This window comes from Streptococcus sp. OMI750, from assembly GCF_047463895.1.
Taxonomy (GTDB): domain Bacteria; phylum Bacillota; class Bacilli; order Lactobacillales; family Streptococcaceae; genus Streptococcus.
In genome coordinates, this window is record NZ_JASHCZ010000003.1 from 26,926 (window position 1) to 49,549 (window position 22,624).

Genomic DNA, 22,624 nt, shown 5'->3' on the forward strand with positions numbered 1-22,624 from the left:
AGCTCTCCTAAAACAATGACAAATCCAATCAAAAAAAAGCTGGGACAAAAAGTTCCCAGTCACAAAAAAGCTAGAGATTCCCAATTGCGGAACCGTTGCTTTTTTTGGAGATAAGGGACTTTTGCCCCAGCCTCTTTTTCAGTATCGTTACTAGCATTTTCATCACATACTACCGATAGCTAAAACGATGATGAAAAAGCTGTTGCTTAACATGTGAACAAGTAGGGGATAGTAGATATTCTCCTTTTCTTTCACATAAATAATAGAAAAAGCAAGACCGCTACCTAGGTAACCGACTACACCAACCCACTCGGATAAATCCAAGCTGTGCATATGAGTTAAGGCAAAAGCAAGGCCGACTATAAAGATACTCAGCCAAGTTGGCAGACTTTTTCTCAAATATTTCAATAGAGTGTGACGGAAAAACAATTCTTCTACCAAAGGTCCAATGACACAAGCAAAAACAGCTATCAGTAGCGGTTGCTCTTGAAAGGTGCTTTGAATATTCGACTGATTTAGACCTTGTCCGACTAGCCCAAAAAACTGCCTCAACATCTCTGATACAAATTCAAAGATAACAGTCATCAGAATGAAAAAGAGCCCGCCTTTTAAAACGCCAAAGAAGAATTTTCTTTTCGTCTTTCTAATCTCCTTCCATTGTTGAATCAATCCATCCTTGAACAAGAAAGAGCCATATAGAGCTAATACTACATAGAGTAGATATTGTAGATAATTCTCAATGGCAGATGGCATCAAAGAAGCCAGCAATTTATGGCCATCAAACTCAAAGAAAACTGTATAGAGAATACCAAAACCAAGGATTCCCTTATTTTTATTAGACATCATTTAATTTCCTTTCCATTCACAATCATTCTCATGGTCATCAACCAGACCTGCAGCCTGCATAAAGGACAAAACAGCGACTGGTCATCGTGGAGGGGCTGTTCCCACTCCTCATCATGGTAGGATACATATAGCGGGTTGTTCATTTTGACCCAGCTACTCTCAATTGTCTTTGGATTGTCGAGCAAGACGCAGTGGTTGAGTGGGCTCTACTAAGCTGATTCCATCAGCTTTTACAGCCCTACTCAACTGTGCGGAGGTGGGACGACGAAATCGAATTCTAACGAAATTACCGATTTCTGTCCCACTCTCTTTTCTTCCTTATAACCAACCCTTTTCTTGGGCAATCCTTGCTGCCTCCGTCCGATTTTCCGCATCCAACTTGGTCAAAATAGCCGACATGTAATTACGGATGGTTCCGTTTGAAAGAAATAAGCGATCGGCAATTTCTTGGTTAGATGCTCCTTTGGCAACTTCTTTTAGGACTGCTTGCTCCTGAGAGCTTAGAGGATTGGGATGGGTTAGGATTCCCTCCATCAATTCAGGAGAATATTCTTTTTGCCCTGCCAAAACTGTATGCAGGGTGGCCATCAAGTCCGTAATGCGACGCTCTTTTAAAACATAGGCATCGACTCCGGCCTTGAGGGCCCGCTCAAAATAACCCGGTCGCTTAAAGGTGGTAACGATGACGACCTTGAGCTGAGGTTGTTGACTTTTAGCCCATTCCAAGACTTCTAACCCTGTTTTGATAGGCATCTCGATATCTACAATAGCAATATCGACTGGTTGTGTTTCGAGTAAGTGAATGGCTTCTTGCCCGTCTCCAGCCTGCAAGACTTCTTCCACGTCCTCTTGCAAAAGCAAGAGCTGGCAAAGAGCATCTCGTAACATACTTTGGTCTTCAGCAACTAATAAGCGCATCTTATTTCCTTTCTTGATAGGGGATCCGTATTTCTATGCGGGTGGGCTTGTGACGATGACTGATCTCTAGCTCTCCTCCCAATAAGGCAATCCGTTCGCGGATCGAGTGTAGATCCTTATCGGAGACCTTATCAAAGCCGATACCATTGTCTTCTGCCACCATTTCCACCCCTGTTTCGGTGGATCGATAAGAGAGAAGGGCTTGCGTTGCTTTGGCATGCTTGATCATATTAGTGGCTAATTCCAGAGACACCATAGCCAGAGCAGACTCTAGGATCGGCGAGATACTAGCTGTGTCGAGCTCATTTTGGATCTCCACTTTTACTTGCGCCACTTCTAGCATTTGCTGGACAGTTTCTAACTCTCTTGCCAGCGTTCGTTGCTTCAAGTTCTCCACAATCTCTCGGACTTGGTGCATGGACTCTTGGCTAATGGCTTGAATCTCTTGCACCTGCTCCCGAGCCTTCTCAAGCTGTCCGAATGCTAAGAATTGATCGGCCAGATCTGCCTTGACACTGAGCATGGCAAAGGTGTGTCCTAGACTATCATGCAAATCACGGCCAATCCGATGGCGTTCATTTTCCGCCAGCAAGAGATTGATCTGGGCGTTTTGCTTGGCATGATCAGCTTTCAACTCTTCCATCATCCGATCCCGAACCATACTAAAGGTCATTATCGCGATGAACAAGCAGATAATCAGTACAAAAAGCCAATCATTTTCTCTCATATCTCTATTAAATAACAAGGCTCCCAAAAGGATCAGTTGTGATCCAAAGGCCGTCCAAAGAAAGGGGGAACGAAAATTGCTGACTTCAAAACAATAGACTAAAATATTACTTAGATAATAGTAAAACCAACAAAAGCCAGTACCAATATAAAAGGTATTTCCGCCTATATAAGCCAAAAGATAGAGCCAAAAAAGCCAGGTCAGTTTCTTATTTTCCGTAATGAGGATTCCTAAATAGCTCACCATAAAGAAGAGGGCCAAAAAGAAATGCCACCAGGGAATTTGCCCAAAGAAAATAGTAGCAAAAGGGAAGGCCATAAAGATTAGGCCCACGTAAAACATATGATGAATATGTTTGAGTTTTTCGATCATGAACGAACCTCAGAATGACGACGATAGACGATGACAAGAGCAAACAAGACCAAGGTAAACAAGCTTAAATAAAGACTAGCAGAGACATTAACCTGTCCCTTGTTTAAAAAGGTCTTAATCAGTTCCATCAATTGATAGGTTGGCAGGCATTTGCCAATAGCTTGCATCCATTCTGGAAAGACACTAATCGGCATCCATAGGCCACCCATGACAGCTAGTCCCATATAGAGAAGATTGCCCGCAACTGACATTAATTGACTGGAAGGAAGCAAGGTCAAGACCAAACCGATTGCTACAAAGGCTAGACTCCCTAGGATGAGAAGGAAGGCTGCTAAGACCCAATCCTGTAAGGACATGTTCACATGGCGCACCACATGACCCACGGTAAAGACGACCCCAATAGAGAGGAGAAAGTCGACAAAGAGACCCGCAACCTTTATTAAATAATATTCTACCATAGATACCGGGGTATGGCGCAAGACTTTTTGCCAATTGTTGAGTCGATCGGTTTCAAGAACCGTTGGAAAGGAAAATAGGGCTGTAGACATCATGGAAAAAGCCGTCATGGAGAGGAGATAATCTCTCATAAAATGAGCCGGTGCCCCTGGTGTGTCCTGGTACATCCCTGAAAAGAAGAGATAGAAGGCCGTGGGCATCCCAATTGATAACAAGTAATAAATGGCTTGGCGTCTGGTCAAATGCCACTCAACCACGCCGAGAGCTTTCATTCGTTTCATCTTCTCTACCTACTTCCTTTGTATTTTCAAAAATAGAATCCAATAAACTTCGATTGGTCACTTCGATCTCTTGGATCGAACAGCCTTCTTCTTGCAATCGAGCCCACAAGCGATTGGCATCTCCTGTCACAACTTGGAGGGCATCGGGTTTGACCGTCACTTGACCTATTCCGTCCATCCCTGCCACTAGAGCTTGGTAGCGCAAAGGTAGAATAAAATGTTTTTCTACCTCTTCACTTCTCATAGCGAGTGGCGTCGTATCCCGAAGCAAATGTCCCTGATGCAAGACCAAAATCCGATCGGCTGTATGCTCTACTTCCTCAATATAATGGGAAGAATAGACGATGGTCACACCTTCTTCCTTTAAATCCCCGACGATCTCCCAAAAGCGTTGGCGAGTGGACGTATCCATAGCGGCCGTTGGCTCATCCAAAAACAGAAGACTAGGAGAACCAATCAAGGTCAACACAAAGGATAGGAGACGTTTTTGCCCACCAGACAGCTTACTGGCCAATTGCTTCTTTTGTTCTGGAGTAAAACGCAATAAATCATCGATGTCATTGACCGTTAAGGGATTGGGATAAATGGAGCGAAAGAAGTTGATCAGTTCCTGAACAGTTAACTTTTGCACGATGGCATTCTCTTGAGGGAGATAAGAGACACTAGCCTTTAACTGTGGATGACCAGGGACTTTTCCCTCTACTTCAATGGTTCCAGCCGTCTTCTTTATATCTCCTAGGAGGCAGTTCATCAAGGTTGTCTTCCCTGCTCCATTTGGCCCAATCAAGGCCAGGCAATCTCCTCTCTCAACTGTGAAAGAAAGATCTTCTAAAATCACCTTTCCTTTAATACTTTTCTTCAAGTTCTCTACTCTAATGACACTCATGATGCTCTCCTTTCAACCAGATTTGGCCAGCTGGAATGATGACAAAGACGACCAAGGTCACTCCCCAAACCGTTTGGAAAAACCAGCTAGGAAAATGGGCAGAAAACCAGCCCGTCATCTGCTCAGTTACCCAGAGGACCATACATGAAGCAAACATCCAGCCAATTTCTAGTTTCTTGTTCATTGCTCTATCTCCTTTTTGACAGCCTTGATCATTTTCAATCCTTCTTGAACCGCCCAGCTCATGATGCCAATCCCCGCAAATAATTCCCAAGGAAAATGGTAATAGAGGCTGTCATCCTTTGAAAAGATCAAATAGACGACCATCCCAACCACTGTTAACGTAAATACTTTATAGAACCACTGTTTCATTTTTTAACCCTCTCACTTTCTGACTCTATTATAGCCAAAGGTAAAAATTGCCACTAGATGATTTTGTCACTGGCTCACATGACAAAAGTCACTAAAAAAAGCCGAGTGACTTCACTCGACTTTTTTCTTCTTACTGGCCTTCTTCTTTCATACCATGCAACTTCAAAGCCTTGATCAAGGCATCCGCCTTCATATTCTTCAAGTCATTGAGACCAGCATCTTTGAAGTAAGAAATTTCTTCTAGAGACTTGGCATCAATTTGGTTCAGGTCAATCACACTAGTTGAGAGCAATTTCTTCTCTGGTGTGACACTATACTCCAAACTAAAACCAGGAACGGTTTTCAACTTTTTATAGTCTTCATTTTGCTCCAACAAAGCTTGAATAGCTGCTGTAAGATCTTCAGGTGACTTTTCTGTAGCAATTGTTCTAAGGTGTTGGGGGAGATCAGCTATCACTTCGATACGAAGGTTTTCAACCTTATCTCCCTTAGACTTGATGATATCCCGGTGTTTTGTCCCATTGATATCTCCAACTAAGGTTGTGGTTTTTTCTTCAATTTTTACTTCTTTTTTAACAGAGGAACTGCTAGAAGAGCTAGCGGGTGTTGTTTTCTTTGTTTGGGATTGCGAACAACCAGTCAATACCAAAATGGCTAGCCCAAGGGTTACAAAAAATTTCTTCATTTTTATAACTCTCCTTTCACATACTGTTATCAGTATAACATATCGCGTCTTTCTTGTCTAAAAACTCCACTTTTCAAACCATTTCCCCCTCATTTCAAGCTCTTCAATTTGAATAAAAAACTGATGAATGTGAGACTTTTTGCAAAATCTCCTTTTCTTCACTAATAAAGCCTCCGTGGAGAGTTCACTTCCGGCTCGGACACTTAGATTTATGCCGATTTCATCAGAAATCTCCTCATTTTTCTATATACAAAAAAAGGTTCCGAAAGGAACCTTCTGTTCAATTATTCTACACTAAACAAGTATGGATAGACTGGTTGGCCACCTTGGTGGATTTCCACTTCTACATCCTCATACTTCTCAGCAAGGGCTTGGGCTAATTCATTTGCCAACTCCTCACTACCGTCTTCACCGACATAGATGGTCACAATTTCACTATCTTCGTCCAACATATGAGCGAATGTTTCTTCCAAGGTTTCCATCATATCTGGATTTGAAACAACGATCTTACCATCGACCATTCCAAGATTATCATTTTCATGAATTTCAAGGCCATCAATCGTGGTATCCCGAACCGCTGTCGTCACACTACCAGATACAACATCGCCCAATGAAGCACTCATGCGTTCATAGTTTTCTTCGATGGACTTGCTTTCATCAAAGGCAAGAAGGCTGGTCAATCCTTGAGGGATGGTCTTCGTCTCTACGACTGCTGCTGGTTGCTCAATGACTTCTGCTGCAGATTGAGCGGCCATCAAGATATTTTTATTGTTTGGCAAGATAATGATGTTGCGCGCATTCAACTCTTCAACAGCTTTGACAAAGTCTTCTGTTGATGGGTTCATGGTTTGACCACCAGAGATGATGTAATCCACTCCTTGCGCTTTGAAGATATCCGCTAATCCGTCACCCGCAACGACTGCAATGATGGCATATTCTTTTGCTTCAGCTGGTTTGGCTTGGCGCTCTTCTTTTTCAACTTGTGCTTCGTGCTGGTTGCGCATGTTGTCGACTTTTACCTTGACCAAGCTACCATATTTCAATCCTTCTTGCATGACAAGACCTGGATCTTCAGTATGGACGTGGACTTTGACGATTTCATCATCGTTGACGACTAATAGAGAATCTCCAAGATTGTTCAAATAGTTACGGAATTCGTCGTAGTCAAAGTCTTTGACATAGGTTGGACCTTGCTTCAAAGCCACCATAATCTCTGTACAGTAACCAAAGGTGATGTCTTCCGTTGCGACATGACCAGCAACTGACTTGTGGTGTTCTGCATTGATCATTTCTGACATAGTTGCAGGCGTTGCTTGGAAGTCTTCAGAAGCGATGAATTCACCTGTCAAGGCTGACAAGAATCCTTCATAGATGAAGACCAAACCTTGACCACCAGAGTCTACCACACCAACTTCTTTTAAGACCGGTAACATATCTGGAGTCTTAGCAAGAGCTGTTTTAGCTCCCTCAAGAGCTGCACGCATGACTTCTACCGCATCATTAGTCGATTCTGCTTTTTTCTTGGCACCGATGGCAGCCCCACGAGAAACCGTCAAAATGGTTCCTTCAACAGGTTTCATAACCGCTTTATAAGCGACTTCTACACCAGACTGGAAGGCTGCTGCAAGTGCTGCTCCATCCAATTCTTCTTTGTCTTTGACACTTTGAGAAAATCCACGGAACAATTGAGAAGTGATGACTCCTGAGTTCCCACGCGCCCCCATCAATAGTCCTTTAGCGAAGATCCCCGCTGCTTCTCCAACAGTCGAAGCAGAGCGGTCCGATACTTCTTTGGCCCCATTTTCAATGGTCATTCCCATATTGGTTCCTGTGTCCCCATCTGGTACAGGAAAGACGTTCAAAGAGTTTACATATTCCGCTTGTTTATTTAAGCGCGTAGCCCCCGCTTGAACCATTTCTTGAAATAAACTTGTAGTAATATTAGCCACGATTATTCTCCCACAATCTTGATATTTTGAATATAGACATTCACAGTATCCGTAGTGATTCCAAGTTGATTTTCCAAACTAAATTTCACACGTTCTTGAATATTTTTTGAGACTTCGCTAATTTTTGTTCCATAGCTCAAAACAGTGTAAACATCAACTGCGATAGTTCCTGCTTCCGTTGTTTTGACAACAACACCTTTAGAGAAGTTTTCTTTCCCTAGGAGGGCTTGGAAATTATCTTTGATCGCATTTTTGCTGGCCATTCCAACCACACCGAAAATTTCAGTAGCAGCACCGCCTACAACAGTTGCGATAACCTCATCAGTCAATTCAATTTGACCGTCCTTTGTATTGATTTTTACTGTCATAATTTCTACCTCAAAAGTATTTTATATTCTATTTTACCATAAAAGAGGTCAACTGTAAAAGGGTAGGGACTATTCTTCTCCCGCTGTGACAGCTGTCTCTAGAGAAAAAGAAAAGGGAGCGGGAAAGGACTCCGATTTGTTCAAAAGAGTCCGTATTCCCACCCCCGCACAAATTGATTAGGAAGTACGAATGTTTCAAACATGAGTAGTTCCAATCAACCACTGCGTCATACTACTATTCCTATCAAAAAGCGAAGACTGAACACTTTATGCCCAGCCTTCTTTCTTTATTAAACGCGTTCTACTTTACCAGATTTCAATGCACGAGCTGAAGCCCAAACTTTTTTAGGTTTACCATCGATAAGGACAGTTACTTTTTGAAGGTTTGGTTTTACGGCACGTTTTGTTTGGTTCATAGCGTGTGAACGGTTGTTACCTGATACAGTCTTACGACCTGTGAAATAACATACTTTAGCCATTTCTGTGTTTCCTCCTATTAGATCTAATATAACGGATGTGCTAGCACCACATACCGTACTATATTACCAAAAAAAATCTCTCTTGGCAAGCTTTTGGCAAAAGTTTTTCATTTCAGACTTAAGAAAACGAATTCGCTCCTACATAGATAATTTCCAGATTTCCTAAGGAAACATCGCCCGTAATGTAGAAATCCTTGCTAGTAAGAGCACTTGGATTTTCCTGATGTTGGATAGCTGACAAAGAACTCTCTACATTGACATGAACTCGCCAATCGCTTGGTACATAGAGGCTCAGACTCCCAAGGGAAACATCGACAACAAACTGGGCAGACGGCCCTTCAATGCGGCAATTGTCAAAATAAACCGATGCTTCGCCCATACTCACATCAGCACTTCCGTGAGTAAAGTGTTGATCATTGAGATACTTGGTTACTGTGGAAAAAGTGACATCAATGTTGTTGCCATCCGCCCTGCTCATCGAGCCAGTGGAATAAGATCCAAAACGTTCCTTTATCTTCTTAGAGGGGCTGAATAAAATATTGAGACCGATCACTGCTAGTATTGAAGAAAGGATAACCACCGAATTGGACACCGGAAGAAAATGGTATTGCCCATTGAGACAAAAGAGGGCTAAAAGTCCATAGATGAAGCCCCAACCAAAATGGCGTTTCAAGAAACTAGATAGGGACAGGACTGCAAGCAAGGTGACCCAAGCTAAGGTCCAGATGCTGATATCCCATTTTACAAAATAGCCTTGTAAGAGGAGTAAGGCTGCTAATAGGATTAAGAATACTCCGATTAATTTTTTTCTCATAATATTACCTCATTTCATTTAGTCGTTCTTTTAAGAGTTGATAGTAGCGTCTAGATACGTGGACCTGCTTGTGGGTCTGGTAGAAATTGACCGTGCTGGTTCCAGAAAAAGACTTTTCCAGAGAGTAGATCTGCTTTGCGTTGACAATAGTGGATTTGGAAATCCGACAAAAGGCGATAGGAAGCAACTCCTCCAACTCATAGAGCTTCTGCTTGACCTCATAGGCCTCGTCCTTGGTATGCCCATAGATCTTCTCCCCATCCGTCTCAAAAAATAGAATGGATGCTACATCTAGAAAATACTCGCTTCGATCCTTGTAGAAGGCTAGTGGAGCGATCTTTTGTTCGAGGATGCTCTCTTGTAGCTGTGTCAACTCCGGGGTCAAGCGAGGAGCTCGAATCAAGATCTCAGGCTCGTCCATTGATGGATCCAATTCGATTCTAACTTTCATAAAACTCCTTTCCCAACGTTTTGATAGTACCATTATAACAGCTGTTGAAAACAAAACAAGGCCTTTTCAGTAAGTGGCACGTTTTCCCCATCAAGAGGTAGTTTTTGAGAAGTAAAGAGAGAGTGGGACAGAAATCGGTAATTCGTTAGAATTCGATTTCGTCGTCCCACCTCCGCACAGTTGAGTAGGGCTGTAAAAGCTGATGAAATCAGCGTAGTAGAGCCCACTCAACCACTGCGTCTTGCTCGACAATCCAAAGACAATTGAGAGGCTAGGACTTTTGTCCCAGCCTCCTTCCTTTATTTGTTGCTATTCTTATCCGGTAAAAGAAAACTAAGACCCACGCAAGCAAGGACACCCGCTGTAATCACTAAGCCATTTGAAACCGGCAAGAGATCGTAGATCGCGTTTGCAATCATCAGAGCAATTAAAGCACAGATGACACTTGCTTTGTAGTCCTGTTTCATCAGATTTTCAAGAGTAAAGAAAGCAAATAAGAGAACGGGAAATAAAGGCCAGATATTCACATCGATCTTTGGAAAGCCAACCATTCCCATTGTGACAACCGCAAGAGCTGCCAGAATAAATCCAAGTCCAAGTAGTTTTTTCATCATCGTATACCTCGTTTTCAATAGTTGGAAGGGGGCCTTCCTTTGATGATTCTATGATAGCAGAGAGCCCCTATGGAGACAAGGACTTTTGACTAAGTGGTCAAAATTAGCACCTATGCGGTCAAAAAAGGAACGAGACAGAACGAAGATGTGATCACCATCATTCGTCGTCTCGCTCCTTCAAAGCCGTTTTTTCCTATGCCGATTGCAGGGATCGAACCTGTGACCTACGCGTTACGAGTGCGTTGCTCTACCAACTGAGCTAAATCGGCGATTACCTTCTTAGTATAGCACTCTGAGAATAGATGTCAAGAAATTTTCATCTCCATTAGAAAAAGCCTTTCCTGAGACAAGGCTTTGAGATTCTTCCTTTTACGAGCCAGCACTTTCGTAGGCATCCAAGCCCCTATCCCAGAGTTTGAGGGAAATGAAAAAGAAGACAAGGGAAATCAGAATCAAACCACCGATATTAAAGAGCCCATTCTTACCCTGCAAGAAATAACTGGCAGGATAGTAGGCCGTAAAGGCGAAAGGAACGATAAAGCTAATTAACCAACGAAGGAGCGAATTGTAAATGGAAATCGGGTACTTGGCAAAATCATTGAACATATAGAAAATGTAAATCATGGCACCTGACTGCTTGGTCCAAAAAGCGATGCTGGATGTCGCGATTTTTAAAGAAGTGTAAATCAAGGTCGCAAAAGGAATACAAACTAGGAAAAGCAGGAATTTTGGAAGAGTCCAAGAGATGCTAGTTACTGTTGTTCCTAATAGAATACCACCGACCAAGAGTTCACCCAAGGCATCAATCTGAAAGGTCTCAACGAGGATGTGAAAGAGAGGATTGATAGGACGAGTCAGATACTTGTCAAACTCCCCTTTTCGAACTAGTCGTTGACCTAAAGCCCAGAGATTGTCAAAAAAGAGATGATCTAATCCCTTTGGAATTAAGGAAAATCCATAGATAAAGGCAATCTCTTGAAAGGTCCAACCTTCTAGCGAGGGGATGTGTTGAAAGATGACATTGAGAAACAAGAGGTTTAGGCCTTGAGTCAGAAAGACTCCCAACACACCTACCACAAAATCCACCTTGTATTCCATGATTTGCTTGATGTATTGTCTGATAAAAATCAGATGCATGCGTTGATATTTTTTCATCCTAACCTCCCTGAATGGTGATAAATGACTGGACTCGTTTCCAAATCAACTGAGACAAGCCCACCATCACTATAAGCCAGAAAAACTGAAGCAAAAGTGCTTGAAGAATCTGACTGGCATCGTATTTCCCAATAATGATCATAACCGGAGTGTAAATTAAGGATGAAAATGGCAATAAGGAGAGAATATCTGAAACCACCTTTGGAAAAAACGTCAAGGGAATCAAACTGCCAGACATAAAGGCCACTATTGAAGTCTTGAGTAGATTGGAACCCCATAAATTTTTAAATACAAAGGCTGAAAATCCGAAGCAGATATTAAAGAAAAAGTTAATCAGATAAGCCAGAGTTAAGCTAAAGAGATAAAGGACAGTTAATCCCAACACTTCTACAATACCTTGCCCAGATAAGATTTTCATCAAAACAATGACACTTAAAAATGGCAGTCCAACAGAGATAAAAATCAACCACTTGGAGCCAAGTTCGGTGAAAAGGTAAGAGGCCGCAAAATGCACTGGTCTCAGCAAGCGCATGATAATGGAGCCATCCTTGACCTCATCTCCTATCATAAAGGAGCTATCAGACCTGGTCAAAAGATTGGTCACAAAACTCATGATGATGTAGAGAGTGATATCTGCCATACTGAAGCCCTGAATCAAAGGCTCCTGGGAGGAGTCAAAGACAGCCTTCCAGAGATAGAAAGCGACAAAAGCCCCCATGACATCACCAATCCGATAGAGAATAAAGTTGACTCGATAGCTAATCAACTCCTGAATCCCTGCATTGATAAAGGGTTTATAACGTCTCCACAATTTGACCATCTTAGAGCTCCTTTCGATAGAAGCGACGGATAATATCTTCAATATCTGTATCTACCATCTTCAAATCACGGACTTCAAAATCAGACAGGGTTTGTTTGATAATATCAGCTGACTGGTAGCGGGAACTATCGAATTCAATATTGAGAGTATTTCCTTGTCTATCAATGGACATATCAGGCAAGCCCTCATAATGAGAGACAAGATGACCTTGACCTGGTACCAGTTCAAAGGAGAGAGTCTTCATCTTGCCAAAGGTCTCCTTGAGCTGGCTAACCGTCCCATCAAAAATCTCCTGCCCCTTGTCAATCATAAAAATCCGATCACAAAGTTGCTCAATATCGCTCAAATCATGAGTAGTCAAGAGAATAGTTGTCTCTTCCTCCTGATTAATCTGAGTGATAGCACGTCGAATATTATCCTTGACCGACACATCCAAACCAATTGTCGGTTCATCTAAAAAGAGAACTTTGGGATTGTGAAGCAAGGAAGCCGCAATATCCGCCCGCATCCGTTGACCTAGTGAAAGAGTCCGCACAGGATCCTTGATAAATTCCTTCAAATCCAAAACTTCATTCAAAAAGTCCATGCGTTTATGGAAAAGCGAGTCCGGTACATCATAGATCTCTTTCAAAACCGTGTAGGTCTCTTGCAGTGCCAAATCCCACCATAGCTGGGTGCGTTGTCCGAAAACGACTCCAATATCCTTGACATAATCTTGGCGATTATCCTGGGGAATCTTGCCGTTAATCCGACAATAGCCAGATGTCGGCTTTAAAATCCCTGTCAGCATTTTGATGGTGGTTGACTTCCCAGCACCATTTGCCCCGATAAATCCTAAAATCTGCCCTTTTGGAACTTCAAAAGTTAAATCCTTGACCGCTTCAAAGGTCTGCTTTTCAGGATGAATAAAGGAGCGCAAGGCTCCCTTTAACCCCGGCTCCTTAACTGTCTTCACAAAATTTTTCCGAAGATGTTGCACTTCTATCATTGCCATATCTATCTCCCTATCGTAAGAAGCAACTTTGTATTTTTGACTACAAATATTCTAAATCCTTACTTTCTACACTTACTCAATATTATTACAGAAGGCTTTATACCAACCTATTATAATCTAATAAAAAAAGGAATGCAAGCGTTTGCTTATTAATTATGAAATTAGAGATTTCTCTCTTAAAATGAAGCTTTTAATCAAAAATTCTGTTAAATAGTTTCCTTAAGACACAAAAAAACCTGCCCTTAGGGGCAGGCTTCTACTTTGTTTTGTTCAGCTAAATTAAGCTTTGCCTTCTGAACCGAATACGTCGATACGTTCTTCAACAGCTACTGTAATTGCATCGAAACCTGGTTTCAAGAATTTACGTGGGTCGAAGAGTTTCTTCTTGTCGTATTCTGCTTCGTTTGCATCGTATTCACGTACGAATTGACGAGTAGCATTTGCAAATGCGATTTGGCATTCAGTGTTCACGTTAACTTTCGCAACACCAAGTTTGATCGCTGCTTGGATTTGATCATCAGGGATACCTGATCCACCGTGCAATACGATTGGGAATCCTGGTACAGCTTCAGTCAATTTCTTCAAGTGATCAAGGTCAAGACCTTTCCAGTTTGCTGGGTAAGGACCGTGGATGTTACCGATACCTGCAGCCAAGAAGTCGATTCCTGTAGCAACCATTGCTTTAGCATCGTCGATTGGTGCCAATTCACCATCACCGATGATACCGTCTTCTTCACCACCGATAGTACCAACTTCAGCTTCTACTGAGATACCTTTAGCGTGAGCTTTTTCTACCACTTCTTTTGCCAATTTAAGGTTTTCTTCAACTGGAAGGTGTGAACCGTCAAACATGATTGAAGTGTAACCAGCTTCGATACATTCAAGAGCATCGTCGTAGTGACCATGGTCAAGGTGAATAGCAACTGGTACAGTGATACCCATTGATTCTACAAGGTTAGCGATCATGTTGCGAGCAACTTTGTAACCACCCATGTATTTAGCAGCACCCATAGAAGTTTGGATAAGTACTGGAGCTTTCTTAGCTTCTGCTGCACGCAAGATAGCTTGAGTCCACTCAAGGTTGTTTGTGTTAAATCCACCAACTGCATAACCATTGTCACGAGCTGCTTGGACAAATTTTTCTGCTGAAACGATTGCCATTTGGATAGGCCTCCTATAAATTTTTGTGGGGTTGATTCCACTTACATTGTTTATTTTATCACTTTTTCATTGAAAATGCTAGCTTTTCCTGTAGCTTTAAGCACTTTCTTATGATAAATGAGGAGGAATGCTTACTTTCCCAAGACTTCTACAGCCCATAGAAACGCAAAAGAAGGGAGCCCAAGCTCCCTCTTTTTAATCCTCTGCTTTAAAATTTTTTAATGAAACTAAAAATGCAATCCCGGAAATCACTAGGAATCCTCCTGCGACCCATTGAGAATAGAAGAAATAAGTAAATTCATGAACTTTCCCAAAGATGTTTCCAAATAGCCACATCAAAGGGCTTTCAAGATACGGAAAGCTCCAAGACAAAATAAGGAGATTCGCAAGTAAAAGAATGAGACCCGCTACCAGAAAAAGATTGGGAATCCACTTATGAATCCTCTTTTCATCTTTTAGGAGCCACCTAGAAGCGATGGCTAGAATACAGACAAAGAAGTTCCAGCTAATTAAAGCCATCAAGGCACTTCCGAAATCTTCATGAGCAGCAAGCCCCATGGCCAAAATCATGACTGGAGCAAAAAAATTAATGGCACTTCCTACGAGCGCTAGGAGCCCATTGATCAAAACCAGATAGTTCTTCTTCATATTCACACCTCATCTCACACCTATTCTATCATAAAGTTTTGAAAAACAAAAAAGACAGCCGAAGCTGTCTTGATTATCCGATGCGGAGAGAGGGACTTGAACCCTCACGACCTAAAGCGGTCACAGGATCCTTAGTCCTGCGCGTCTGCCAATTCCGCCATCCCCGCGATTGAGTACTTTACTAGTATATCAATCATCCACATGTTTGTCAATATTTTTTTCAAACTTTTTTCAATGTTTGTTATTTCTTCACAAAAGGGATCAGGTCACGAAACCTGACCCTTGATTCTTATTTGCTATCGTGATTCTCAACAGCCGCTGTAATGAAGGCTGTGTACAGACCTTCGGGGCGATTTGGTCGGCTTGACAATTCTGGGTGGTATTGGCAAGCGACAAAGAATTTGTTGTCTGGTATTTCAACAATTTCGACCAAACGGTTGTCTGGTGAAACGCCTGAGAAGACAAATCCTGCTGCTTCGAACTGCTCACGGAAGGCATTGTTAAACTCATAGCGGTGACGGTGGCGACGTTGCACTACTTCTTGATGGTCATAGGCTGCTGCTGCTTTCGATCCTCGCTTGAGCTTCGATGGGTAGAGTCCTAAACGAAGGGTTCCTCCCATGTCTTCCACATTGATTTGGTCCCGCATGATATCGATAATCGGGTACTTGGTTTCTGGATCCAATTCAGATGAATTAGCCCCCTCCAAGCCTAAGACATGACGGGCAAACTCGATACAGGTCAACTGCATACCGAGACAGACCCCTAACATTGGCACATCCTGTTCACGCGCATACTTGATGGCTTGAATTTTCCCTTCTGTTCCCCGTTGACCAAAACCACCTGGTACGATGATCCCATCAGCATCTCCAAGGAGTTCTGCCACATTATCAGCTGTGACATCTTTGGCATTGACCCAATCAATCTTCACTTCGGCATCATTGGCAAAACCAGAGTGCTTCAAGGCCTCAACAACAGAAATGTAGGCATCTTTTAATTCTACGTATTTCCCAACCAAGGAAATCTTGACCTCCTTCTTGAGGTTCATGACCTTATTGACCATAGCAGACCATTCTGTCATATCCGCTGCAGGAACATCTAGTTTCAAATGGTCACAAACGATTTGGTCCATATTTTGAGCCTGCAAGTTCAATGGAATTTGGTACAAGTGTTCCACATCAAGAGACTCGATGACAGCTTCTGGGGCAACGTCACAGAATTGGGCCAGCTTGTTCTTAATCCCTTGACCAGCTGGTTTTTCTGTACGGATGACCAACATATTTGGTTGAATCCCAAGACCACGTAATTCTTTCACTGAGTGTTGGGTCGGCTTGGTTTTCATTTCACCAGCAGCCTTCAAGTAAGGAAGAAGAGTCGTGTGGATGTACATGACATTTTCAGCCCCAACATCTGCCTTCATTTGGCGAAGGGCTTCAAGGAAAGGTAGAGACTCAATGTCTCCAACGGTTCCCCCGACTTCTGTGATGATAACATCTGAATCCGTCGTTGTCGCTGCTCGTTTGATCTTTTCTTTCAAGGCATCAGTAATATGGGGAATGACCTGAACAGTCGCTCCCAAGTATTCTCCACGACGTTCTTTTCGAAGGACTTCACTATAAATTTTCCCTGTTGTCACATTTGAGTACTTATTCAGATTGATATCGATGAAGCGTTCATAGTGGCCAAGGTCTAAGTCTGTCTCTGCACCATCGTCTGTGACAAAGACTTCCCCGTGTTGGTAAGGACTCATCGTCCCTGGGTCGATATTGATATACGGGTCAAATTTTTGAATGGTCACTTTCAATCCACGATTCTTAAGCAGGCGACCGAGACTCGCTGCGACAATCCCTTTTCCGATGGATGATACGACACCACCAGTGACAAAAATATATTTTGTTGACATATGCTTTCCTCTTCTTCTAATATGGTAGAGGCCATCCCCTTTTCGGAAAAACAAAAATAGCCCCCTAATCATTAGGGAGCTCCGACCTCAAAATGAGGTGCCCGAACAGTATCTTACCGCAAATGCTCTTCTTTGTCAAACTGAAACTTTCATGAAAATAATTTTCATATACTTAAGAGACTGGCTCCACGCCATTTTGTGTGACGAGAAATTTCTCAAATTGAAGATCCGGCATACAGGAAGCAAGATCCTTGTGGATTCGTTCCAGAGCTTCTATGCGCATCTCTACTGAGGTCTCTTGGTTTCCTTGGATGACAAAGAGGGCGTTTTTTGTTGTCTCCTCAAATTTATAAAGGTCGCTATCACGCACATCCAACCAAGCCAAAACTCCTTTTTGATCTCTATAGACGGGATCTGTCGATGCCACATGCTTTTCGCTAGAAAGGATGGGGAAGAAGAGATCTTCTCTTTGACTGATTGTAAATTCAATCGGACCTTCAATCTTATCCAGATCGTGTCCTCCAATAGCGAGATAAGATCTCAGACATTCAACATTATAAATGTCAATGATGCTATTGATCTGAGGCAGAGAACCTCGATGTTGGATGTTTCGGATAAGGGCAAGAATCGTTGGCGGATTTTTCTTGGTACTGCGCCCTACCTTTTGCAACAAATCTGTATAGCCTGTAACAACCGCTGAGTCTGAGACTTCTTCCAGCTGACACTGGAGCGCCCATTCTTCCATTGCTTGCTTTTTTTCCAGAAAAGCGACAGGTAAAACAGCTTGAGGATCCACATGTTTAGCTATGCCGACCACAACCGTGTCAATGCCGACATCTACTAAACTGTCATCTAAACGAAAGTCCATTTGGAACACCTCCTATTTGGGAATACTTACACGTTCATCATACTCTATTTTACCACCTTTTTCAATACAAACAAAAAGAAACAAGGAAGGGCTTCCTTGTTTCGTATGATTTATTCTTCCTCTTCTTCAGGATCCTCTTCTTCGTCGTCTTCTTCGCTCAATTCAACTTCTTCGCCCAAATCATCTGGTACGATTTCATTGATTTCAGCATCGTAAGCTTCGACTTCACTCTTTTCATCATCTGGATTTTCTTCATCGTATGAAAGAGCCGGATCTGCTTCGTAAACTTCTTCGTCTTCTGGATCATCATCGTTGTAATCGATCGCATCGTCATCTCCATCCATGAAGGCGTTAACCCGTTTTTTCTTGCGTTTCTTAGGAGCTTCATCTTCATCCGTTTCTTCAAGGGCGATGATTTCTTCGTCGACTTCATCGATCGCATACCAAGAACGAAGACCCCATTTGTTATCCCCAAGTGGGATAAAGCTTCCATCCACATTCAATTCAGTGTAGAACAATGGAAGAGCTTCACGGATCTCGCTATTTGATTTTTCAAGGTAATTTTGAATTTCATTTACAAGATCGCTAAAGTACATTTCATGGTCACGTCCGCGCAATTCCAAAATCGCACGCGCCACTTCAATCATAGAAAGTTCACTTTTTTCTTGTCCAGCAAATACTTCTAATTCCAAGGGTAAATCTCCTTATGTTTCATTTCCTAAATGGAGAAGGATCCGGTCTCAAACCTCATCCCATCCTAAATGATAGATTGAAAACTTCTAGCAGCCAAATCTATCACAAATTTTATCGTTACACTCTATTGTACGATAAATTTCCCCTTTCGTCAAAGGAAAATTCCAGGATTCTCCATGAAATCAGAAAAAGAAGAGTCTCACGACTCTTCTTTTTATTCTAAATTATTTTACTTTTGCTGTGCTTGTGATCACGTTCACTGCTTTCTTCACTGTAATGTCATGTTTCAACATTTCTGGTGAAAGAAGGTTGCGAACTTGTTCAACTGGCATGTTGTAATCTGCTGCCAATTGTTCGATTTCAGCGTTGATTTCTTCTTCAGTTGCTTCAAAGCCTTCTGCTTTGGCTACTGCTTCAACCACAAGGTTTGTCTTCGTGCGGCTTTCAGCTTCTGCTTCGTATTGTTTGTGAAGATCATCTTGAGTTGTTCCAGTGATTTGGAAGTACATGTCAGGTGAGATTCCTTGACGTTGCATATTTCCAAGGAATTCGTTGATTGAACGGTGTACTTCTTCGTGGATCATTTCTTCTGGAAGTTCAACGATTTCAGCATTTTCAACTGCAAGATCGATCGCTGCTGCTTCTACTGCATCGTTGTATGCTTCTTCTTTAGCTTCTGCCAATTCTTTGCGGTATTTTTCTTTTAATTCAGCAAGAGTTTCAACTTCTTCATCGATATCTTTTGCCAATTCATCGTCAAGAGCTGGTACTTCTTTTGCTTTCACTTCGTGGATTGTTGTCACGAATTTCGCTTCTTTACCTGCAAGGTCAGCCGCTTGGTAGTCTTCTGGGAAGGTTACGATCACGTCAACTGTTTCACCAGCAGAGTGTCCAACCAATTGGTCTTCGAAACCTGGGATGAATTGACCTGAACCAAGTCCAAGTGAGAAGTTCTCACCTTTACCACCGTCAAATTCAACACCATCGATAGAACCTACGAAGTCGATCACAACTGTGTCGCCTTCTGCAGCAGCACCTTCTTTAACAACCAATTCAGCCAAGTTGTTGCGTTCGCGTTCGATACGAGCATCCACATCAGCATCTGTTACTTCTTTAGAAACTTCTACTGATACTTCAAGATCTTTGTAAGCACCTAATTTTACTTCAGGTTTTGTTACAACAGTGGCTGTCAACGTCCAGTCTTGGCCTTTTTCCATAGAAACAACATCAAAAGTTGGTTGTGCTACAACTTCGATTCCAGCTTCTTTAACAGCTGCTTCGTATGCTGCTGGAAGAAGATCGTTCAAAGCATCTTGGTAAAGAGCTTCTTCACCAAAACGTTGGTTGAAGATTGGACGTGGAATATGACCTTTACGGAATCCAGGTACGTTCAAAGTTTTCTTAACTGATTCAAACACACGGTCCAAAGCAGGTTTGATTTGCTCTTGGCTGATGGTGAAAGTCAACACACCGTGGTTAGTTTCTTTGTTTTCAAATGATACAGACATTCTGTCTCTCCTTAAAATAATATAGTCATTCCTTATAATTTTACCACAAAACTTTGAAAAAGCAAGTTTTAAAACGTGTTTGCCTCTCTTTTCATCCAAAAAAACTAGCCCCTAAAAGCTAGTTTAAATTAGGATTTCCGAATAGGATCGTCTTGGTATAGAGCACGGGCGCCACCGATCAATTTTGGCCGACTGGCCAGGGCTGTGACATGGGCTTCCCCTAGTTCACGCAAGACAGGACGAATCGGAACTTGTACATGTTTGACATGCATCCCAACCGAGGTATCTCCGATGTCTAGTCCCGCTTGGGCTGTGATAAACTCCACTTCAACAGGATCCTTAAAATACTTAAAAGCAGCGAGTTGTCCAGCTCCTCCCGCATGGAGACTTGGAAGGACATTGACGATTTCTAGATCCTTCTTGTCTGCTAATTCCCGCTCGACCACTAGGGCCCGATTGAGATGCTCGCAGCCTTGTACAGCTAGATAAATTCCTTTAGCATTTAACTCATCCAGCAAGGTTTTGACAATGGCCTCCGCAATGTCAATATTGGAAGCTTTTCCAATTTGCCCTCCTGCAACTTCACTTGAAGACAAGCCTAGGACTAGAATCTGCCCTTGACGGAGTCGACTCTTAGTTAGTACATCGGCTAGGATTTCTTTTACATCTTTCTTCAGTTGCTCCAGATCCATGAATTAGCTCCCTTTCTTTTGGAAGGCATAATAGACCACATAGCCTAAAGCCATTCCGACAAAATTCTGAGCAAGGTTATTTGGAATGTCCGAGATAGCAGCTCCCCAGCCATTGCCTAAAAGGAGGGCAGAAGCTAGTGCGTAACCGCCTACCATGACGACTGTCGCAAGAAGCAAGCCTAGGTAACGGGCTTTTCCCTTGAAGCCAGCAAAATAGCCTTGGCCCCCGTGAAAGAGGAGGCTAAAGAACATCCACTGAGGATAGCCTGAAATCAGATCGAGTAGGAAGGCTCCGACACCACCTACAATCGCACCTTCCTTGCGTCCAAAATAGAAGGCTGTAAAATACACTCCAAGATCTAACAGGGTGACAATCCCTGTGGGAGTTGGGAGTTTGGTATAGTAGCCAAGTACAACTGTCAAGGCTGTCAAAATGGAAAGGCGGGCAATGAGTTGAGTTCGATTAGATGTCATATTGTACTACTCCATACTGGTCTGAATGTTGAATCGCTTGGAAGACAAAGTCTTTAGAGGCTTTAACAGCTTCAAGCGGTGATTTCCCTTTCACCAACTGGCTGGAAATGCTAGACGCAAAGGTACAACCAGCTCCTGTATTGTTCTTTTCTAGGACTGGCTCTTCAAAGATCGTAAAATCTTGTCCGTCATAAAAGACATCGATGGCCTTTTCTTTATTGAGACGATTGCCTCCTTTGACCACGACATTCGCTGCTCCCAATTCATGGAGCTTACGAGCGGCAGCCTTCATATCATCGAGCGATTGAATCTTGCTTTGGGTCAAGATCTCAGCCTCTGGTAAGTTTGGTGTGATGATGGTCACATAAGGGAAGAACTTGATCAATTCGTCTCGAAGGGCTGACACTTCTACATCATGGGTTTCCTTGCAGACCAAGACAGGATCCAACACCACAGGGATCTCCGCATGGGCTTTGACATAGTCCAAGGCTAAATCTGCCACTTGGACATTTGGCAAGAGGCCGAGTTTAATAGCAGAAAAAGGAACATCCTTGAGAGAGCTGAGCTGCTGAGCAAAGGTCGTCGGATCCACTGGAATGACTTCAAATCCGTGCTCAGTCATGGCTGTCAAACAAGTCACCGCTACAAAGCCATGCTGTTTGTTAGTTGTATAGGTAGCAAGGTCTGCGTGAAGACCTCCTCCACTAAAAATATCATTTCCTGAAATTGCGAGAATTAATTCATTACTCATAGCGTATCTCCTTTAAATATAAGCCATTTGGCGCTGCTGTAGGACCTGCTAGATTGCGGTCCTTTTTTTCTAAAATCAGATCGATCTGCTCTATCGGCATCCGATCATTTCCAATCTTTAGCAAGGTCCCTACCATATTGCGGATTTGCTTGTAGAGAAAGCCATTGCCCGAAAAGGTGAAGAGAAGGCGATGATGTTCTGCATCCTCGACCAAGCGAGCTTCTGTGATCGTACGCACCTTATCTTCCACACTGGTACCCGAAGCTGTGAAACCGGTGAAATCATGGGTTCCCTCCAACTTTTGGATGGCTGCTTGCATCTTGGCCACATCCAAGGGGTAGGGATAGTGGGTGGCATAGTGGCGCATCATGGGGTTCTTGGGACGACCATAATCCACGATGAATTCATAGGTTTTGCTGTGCTTCTTGTAGCGTGAGTGAAAGTCATCTGCTACTTGCTCCACCCGGATAAAATCAATATCCTCTGGGGTCTGGGTATCCAGAGCAAAGCGGAGCTTCTCCTCGTCCCGTGGCTGGGGGAGATCAAAATGGATGACCTGCCCAAGGGCATGGACACCTGCATCCGTCCGTCCTGATCCATGGATGGTCACAGGATTTCCCTGATTGAGACGCATCAAGGTCTTCTCGATTTCTTCTTGCACACTACGGGCATGCGGTTGTCGTTGAAAACCCGCAAATAGAGTCCCATCATAAGAAATAGTTGCTTTGTATCGTGTCAT

The 22,624-nt window shown here is 42.8% G+C and carries 27 protein-coding genes, 2 tRNA genes and 2 pseudogenes; all 31 read right to left on the minus strand.

The annotated features are described in order from the left end of the window. Positions 1-162: 162 nt before the first annotated feature. Positions 163-846 (minus strand): lysostaphin resistance A-like protein, encoded by a 684-nt coding sequence (locus QM830_RS06720; protein ID WP_414326117.1) that lies wholly within the window; start codon positions 844-846, stop codon positions 163-165. After that, positions 847-927: pseudogene (locus QM830_RS06725) on the minus strand (DNA-3-methyladenine glycosylase I); the annotation flags it as partial. A gap of 17 nt (positions 928-944) precedes the next feature. Then, positions 945-989 (minus strand): annotated as a pseudogene (locus QM830_RS06730) (hypothetical protein); the annotation flags it as partial. Positions 990-1,164: 175 nt separating this feature from the next. Then, on the minus strand, positions 1,165-1,764 hold the full coding sequence (locus QM830_RS06735; RefSeq protein ID WP_414326118.1) for a response regulator: 600 nt from the start codon (positions 1,762-1,764) through the stop codon (positions 1,165-1,167). 1 nt (position 1,765) lies between these two features. Beyond that, a complete protein-coding gene (locus tag QM830_RS06740) occupies positions 1,766-2,863 on the minus strand; it encodes a histidine kinase (protein WP_414326120.1) in 1,098 nt (365 codons plus the stop codon). Further along, entirely contained in the window at positions 2,860-3,600 is a 741-nt protein-coding gene (locus QM830_RS06745) for an ABC transporter permease (protein ID WP_414326122.1), read from the minus strand. The genes QM830_RS06740 and QM830_RS06745 overlap by 4 nt, the downstream gene beginning before the upstream one ends. Further along, positions 3,569-4,486: an ABC transporter ATP-binding protein gene (locus tag QM830_RS06750; protein WP_414326124.1), complete on the minus strand. Its 918-nt coding sequence runs from the start codon at positions 4,484-4,486 to the stop codon at positions 3,569-3,571. Before QM830_RS06750 ends, QM830_RS06745 begins: the two co-directional genes overlap by 32 nt. After that, positions 4,473-4,670, minus strand: coding sequence for a hypothetical protein (locus QM830_RS06755; RefSeq protein ID WP_414326126.1), 198 nt, complete (start codon positions 4,668-4,670; stop codon positions 4,473-4,475). Before QM830_RS06755 ends, QM830_RS06750 begins: the two co-directional genes overlap by 14 nt. Next, positions 4,667-4,858, minus strand: a complete 192-nt coding sequence (locus QM830_RS06760; protein WP_414326127.1) for a hypothetical protein — start codon at positions 4,856-4,858, stop codon at positions 4,667-4,669. The genes QM830_RS06755 and QM830_RS06760 overlap by 4 nt, the downstream gene beginning before the upstream one ends. A gap of 130 nt (positions 4,859-4,988) precedes the next feature. Beyond that, positions 4,989-5,543, minus strand: a complete 555-nt coding sequence (locus QM830_RS06765; RefSeq protein WP_414326129.1) for an SP0191 family lipoprotein — start codon at positions 5,541-5,543, stop codon at positions 4,989-4,991. 284 nt (positions 5,544-5,827) lie between these two features. Further along, positions 5,828-7,492, minus strand: a complete 1,665-nt coding sequence (locus QM830_RS06770) for a DAK2 domain-containing protein (RefSeq protein ID WP_414326131.1) — start codon at positions 7,490-7,492, stop codon at positions 5,828-5,830. 2 nt (positions 7,493-7,494) lie between these two features. Further along, a complete protein-coding gene (locus QM830_RS06775; protein WP_003004393.1) occupies positions 7,495-7,860 on the minus strand; it encodes an Asp23/Gls24 family envelope stress response protein in 366 nt (121 codons plus the stop codon). A 290-nt stretch (positions 7,861-8,150) separates the two neighbouring features. Further along, positions 8,151-8,339: a 50S ribosomal protein L28 gene (gene rpmB, locus QM830_RS06780; RefSeq protein WP_001140948.1), complete on the minus strand. Its 189-nt coding sequence runs from the start codon at positions 8,337-8,339 to the stop codon at positions 8,151-8,153. A gap of 118 nt (positions 8,340-8,457) precedes the next feature. Beyond that, positions 8,458-9,153 (minus strand): LiaF transmembrane domain-containing protein, encoded by a 696-nt coding sequence (locus QM830_RS06785; protein WP_414326139.1) that lies wholly within the window; start codon positions 9,151-9,153, stop codon positions 8,458-8,460. A gap of 4 nt (positions 9,154-9,157) precedes the next feature. Then, entirely contained in the window at positions 9,158-9,604 is a 447-nt protein-coding gene (locus QM830_RS06790; protein ID WP_414326141.1) for a LytTR family DNA-binding domain-containing protein, read from the minus strand. A 299-nt stretch (positions 9,605-9,903) separates the two neighbouring features. Beyond that, complete coding sequence (locus tag QM830_RS06795) at positions 9,904-10,215, minus strand: LiaF transmembrane domain-containing protein (protein ID WP_414326385.1); 312 nt, start codon at positions 10,213-10,215, stop codon at positions 9,904-9,906. 199 nt (positions 10,216-10,414) lie between these two features. Further along, positions 10,415-10,487: transfer RNA gene (locus tag QM830_RS06800), tRNA-Thr, on the minus strand. 100 nt (positions 10,488-10,587) lie between these two features. Beyond that, positions 10,588-11,373 (minus strand): ABC transporter permease, encoded by a 786-nt coding sequence (locus QM830_RS06805; RefSeq protein ID WP_414326142.1) that lies wholly within the window; start codon positions 11,371-11,373, stop codon positions 10,588-10,590. A gap of 1 nt (position 11,374) precedes the next feature. Beyond that, complete coding sequence (locus QM830_RS06810) at positions 11,375-12,193, minus strand: ABC transporter permease (protein WP_414281170.1); 819 nt, start codon at positions 12,191-12,193, stop codon at positions 11,375-11,377. Position 12,194: 1 nt separating this feature from the next. After that, positions 12,195-13,187 carry an ABC transporter ATP-binding protein gene (locus QM830_RS06815; protein ID WP_414326145.1) on the minus strand — a complete coding sequence of 331 codons (993 nt, stop codon included), beginning with the start codon at positions 13,185-13,187 and terminating at the stop codon, positions 12,195-12,197. Between the two features lie 279 nt (positions 13,188-13,466). Then, positions 13,467-14,348 (minus strand): class II fructose-bisphosphate aldolase, encoded by an 882-nt coding sequence (locus QM830_RS06820; protein WP_009732231.1) that lies wholly within the window; start codon positions 14,346-14,348, stop codon positions 13,467-13,469. 195 nt (positions 14,349-14,543) lie between these two features. Continuing rightward, positions 14,544-14,996: a hypothetical protein gene (locus tag QM830_RS06825; RefSeq protein WP_414326147.1), complete on the minus strand. Its 453-nt coding sequence runs from the start codon at positions 14,994-14,996 to the stop codon at positions 14,544-14,546. Between the two features lie 81 nt (positions 14,997-15,077). Continuing rightward, positions 15,078-15,163: transfer RNA gene (locus QM830_RS06830), tRNA-Leu, on the minus strand. Positions 15,164-15,285: 122 nt separating this feature from the next. Beyond that, positions 15,286-16,899 carry a CTP synthase gene (locus QM830_RS06835; RefSeq protein ID WP_414326148.1) on the minus strand — a complete coding sequence of 538 codons (1,614 nt, stop codon included), beginning with the start codon at positions 16,897-16,899 and terminating at the stop codon, positions 15,286-15,288. Positions 16,900-17,071: 172 nt separating this feature from the next. Further along, complete coding sequence (locus tag QM830_RS06840) at positions 17,072-17,767, minus strand: B3/4 domain-containing protein (RefSeq protein WP_414326150.1); 696 nt, start codon at positions 17,765-17,767, stop codon at positions 17,072-17,074. 110 nt (positions 17,768-17,877) lie between these two features. Further along, the gene (gene rpoE, locus QM830_RS06845; RefSeq protein WP_414326152.1) at positions 17,878-18,459 is read right to left on the minus strand and encodes a DNA-directed RNA polymerase subunit delta; all 582 of its coding nucleotides are present in this window, start codon (positions 18,457-18,459) and stop codon (positions 17,878-17,880) included. Between the two features lie 225 nt (positions 18,460-18,684). Then, positions 18,685-19,968, minus strand: a complete 1,284-nt coding sequence (gene tig, locus QM830_RS06850; RefSeq protein WP_414326154.1) for a trigger factor — start codon at positions 19,966-19,968, stop codon at positions 18,685-18,687. A 128-nt stretch (positions 19,969-20,096) separates the two neighbouring features. Continuing rightward, the gene (locus QM830_RS06855; protein ID WP_414326156.1) at positions 20,097-20,660 is read right to left on the minus strand and encodes a TIGR01440 family protein; all 564 of its coding nucleotides are present in this window, start codon (positions 20,658-20,660) and stop codon (positions 20,097-20,099) included. 3 nt (positions 20,661-20,663) lie between these two features. After that, complete coding sequence (locus QM830_RS06860; RefSeq protein ID WP_414326158.1) at positions 20,664-21,134, minus strand: ECF transporter S component; 471 nt, start codon at positions 21,132-21,134, stop codon at positions 20,664-20,666. After that, positions 21,124-21,885, minus strand: a complete 762-nt coding sequence (locus QM830_RS06865) for a bifunctional hydroxymethylpyrimidine kinase/phosphomethylpyrimidine kinase (protein ID WP_414326160.1) — start codon at positions 21,883-21,885, stop codon at positions 21,124-21,126. The genes QM830_RS06860 and QM830_RS06865 overlap by 11 nt, the downstream gene beginning before the upstream one ends. Beyond that, entirely contained in the window at positions 21,878-22,624 is a 747-nt protein-coding gene (truA, locus tag QM830_RS06870; protein ID WP_414326162.1) for a tRNA pseudouridine(38-40) synthase TruA, read from the minus strand. The genes QM830_RS06865 and truA overlap by 8 nt, the downstream gene beginning before the upstream one ends.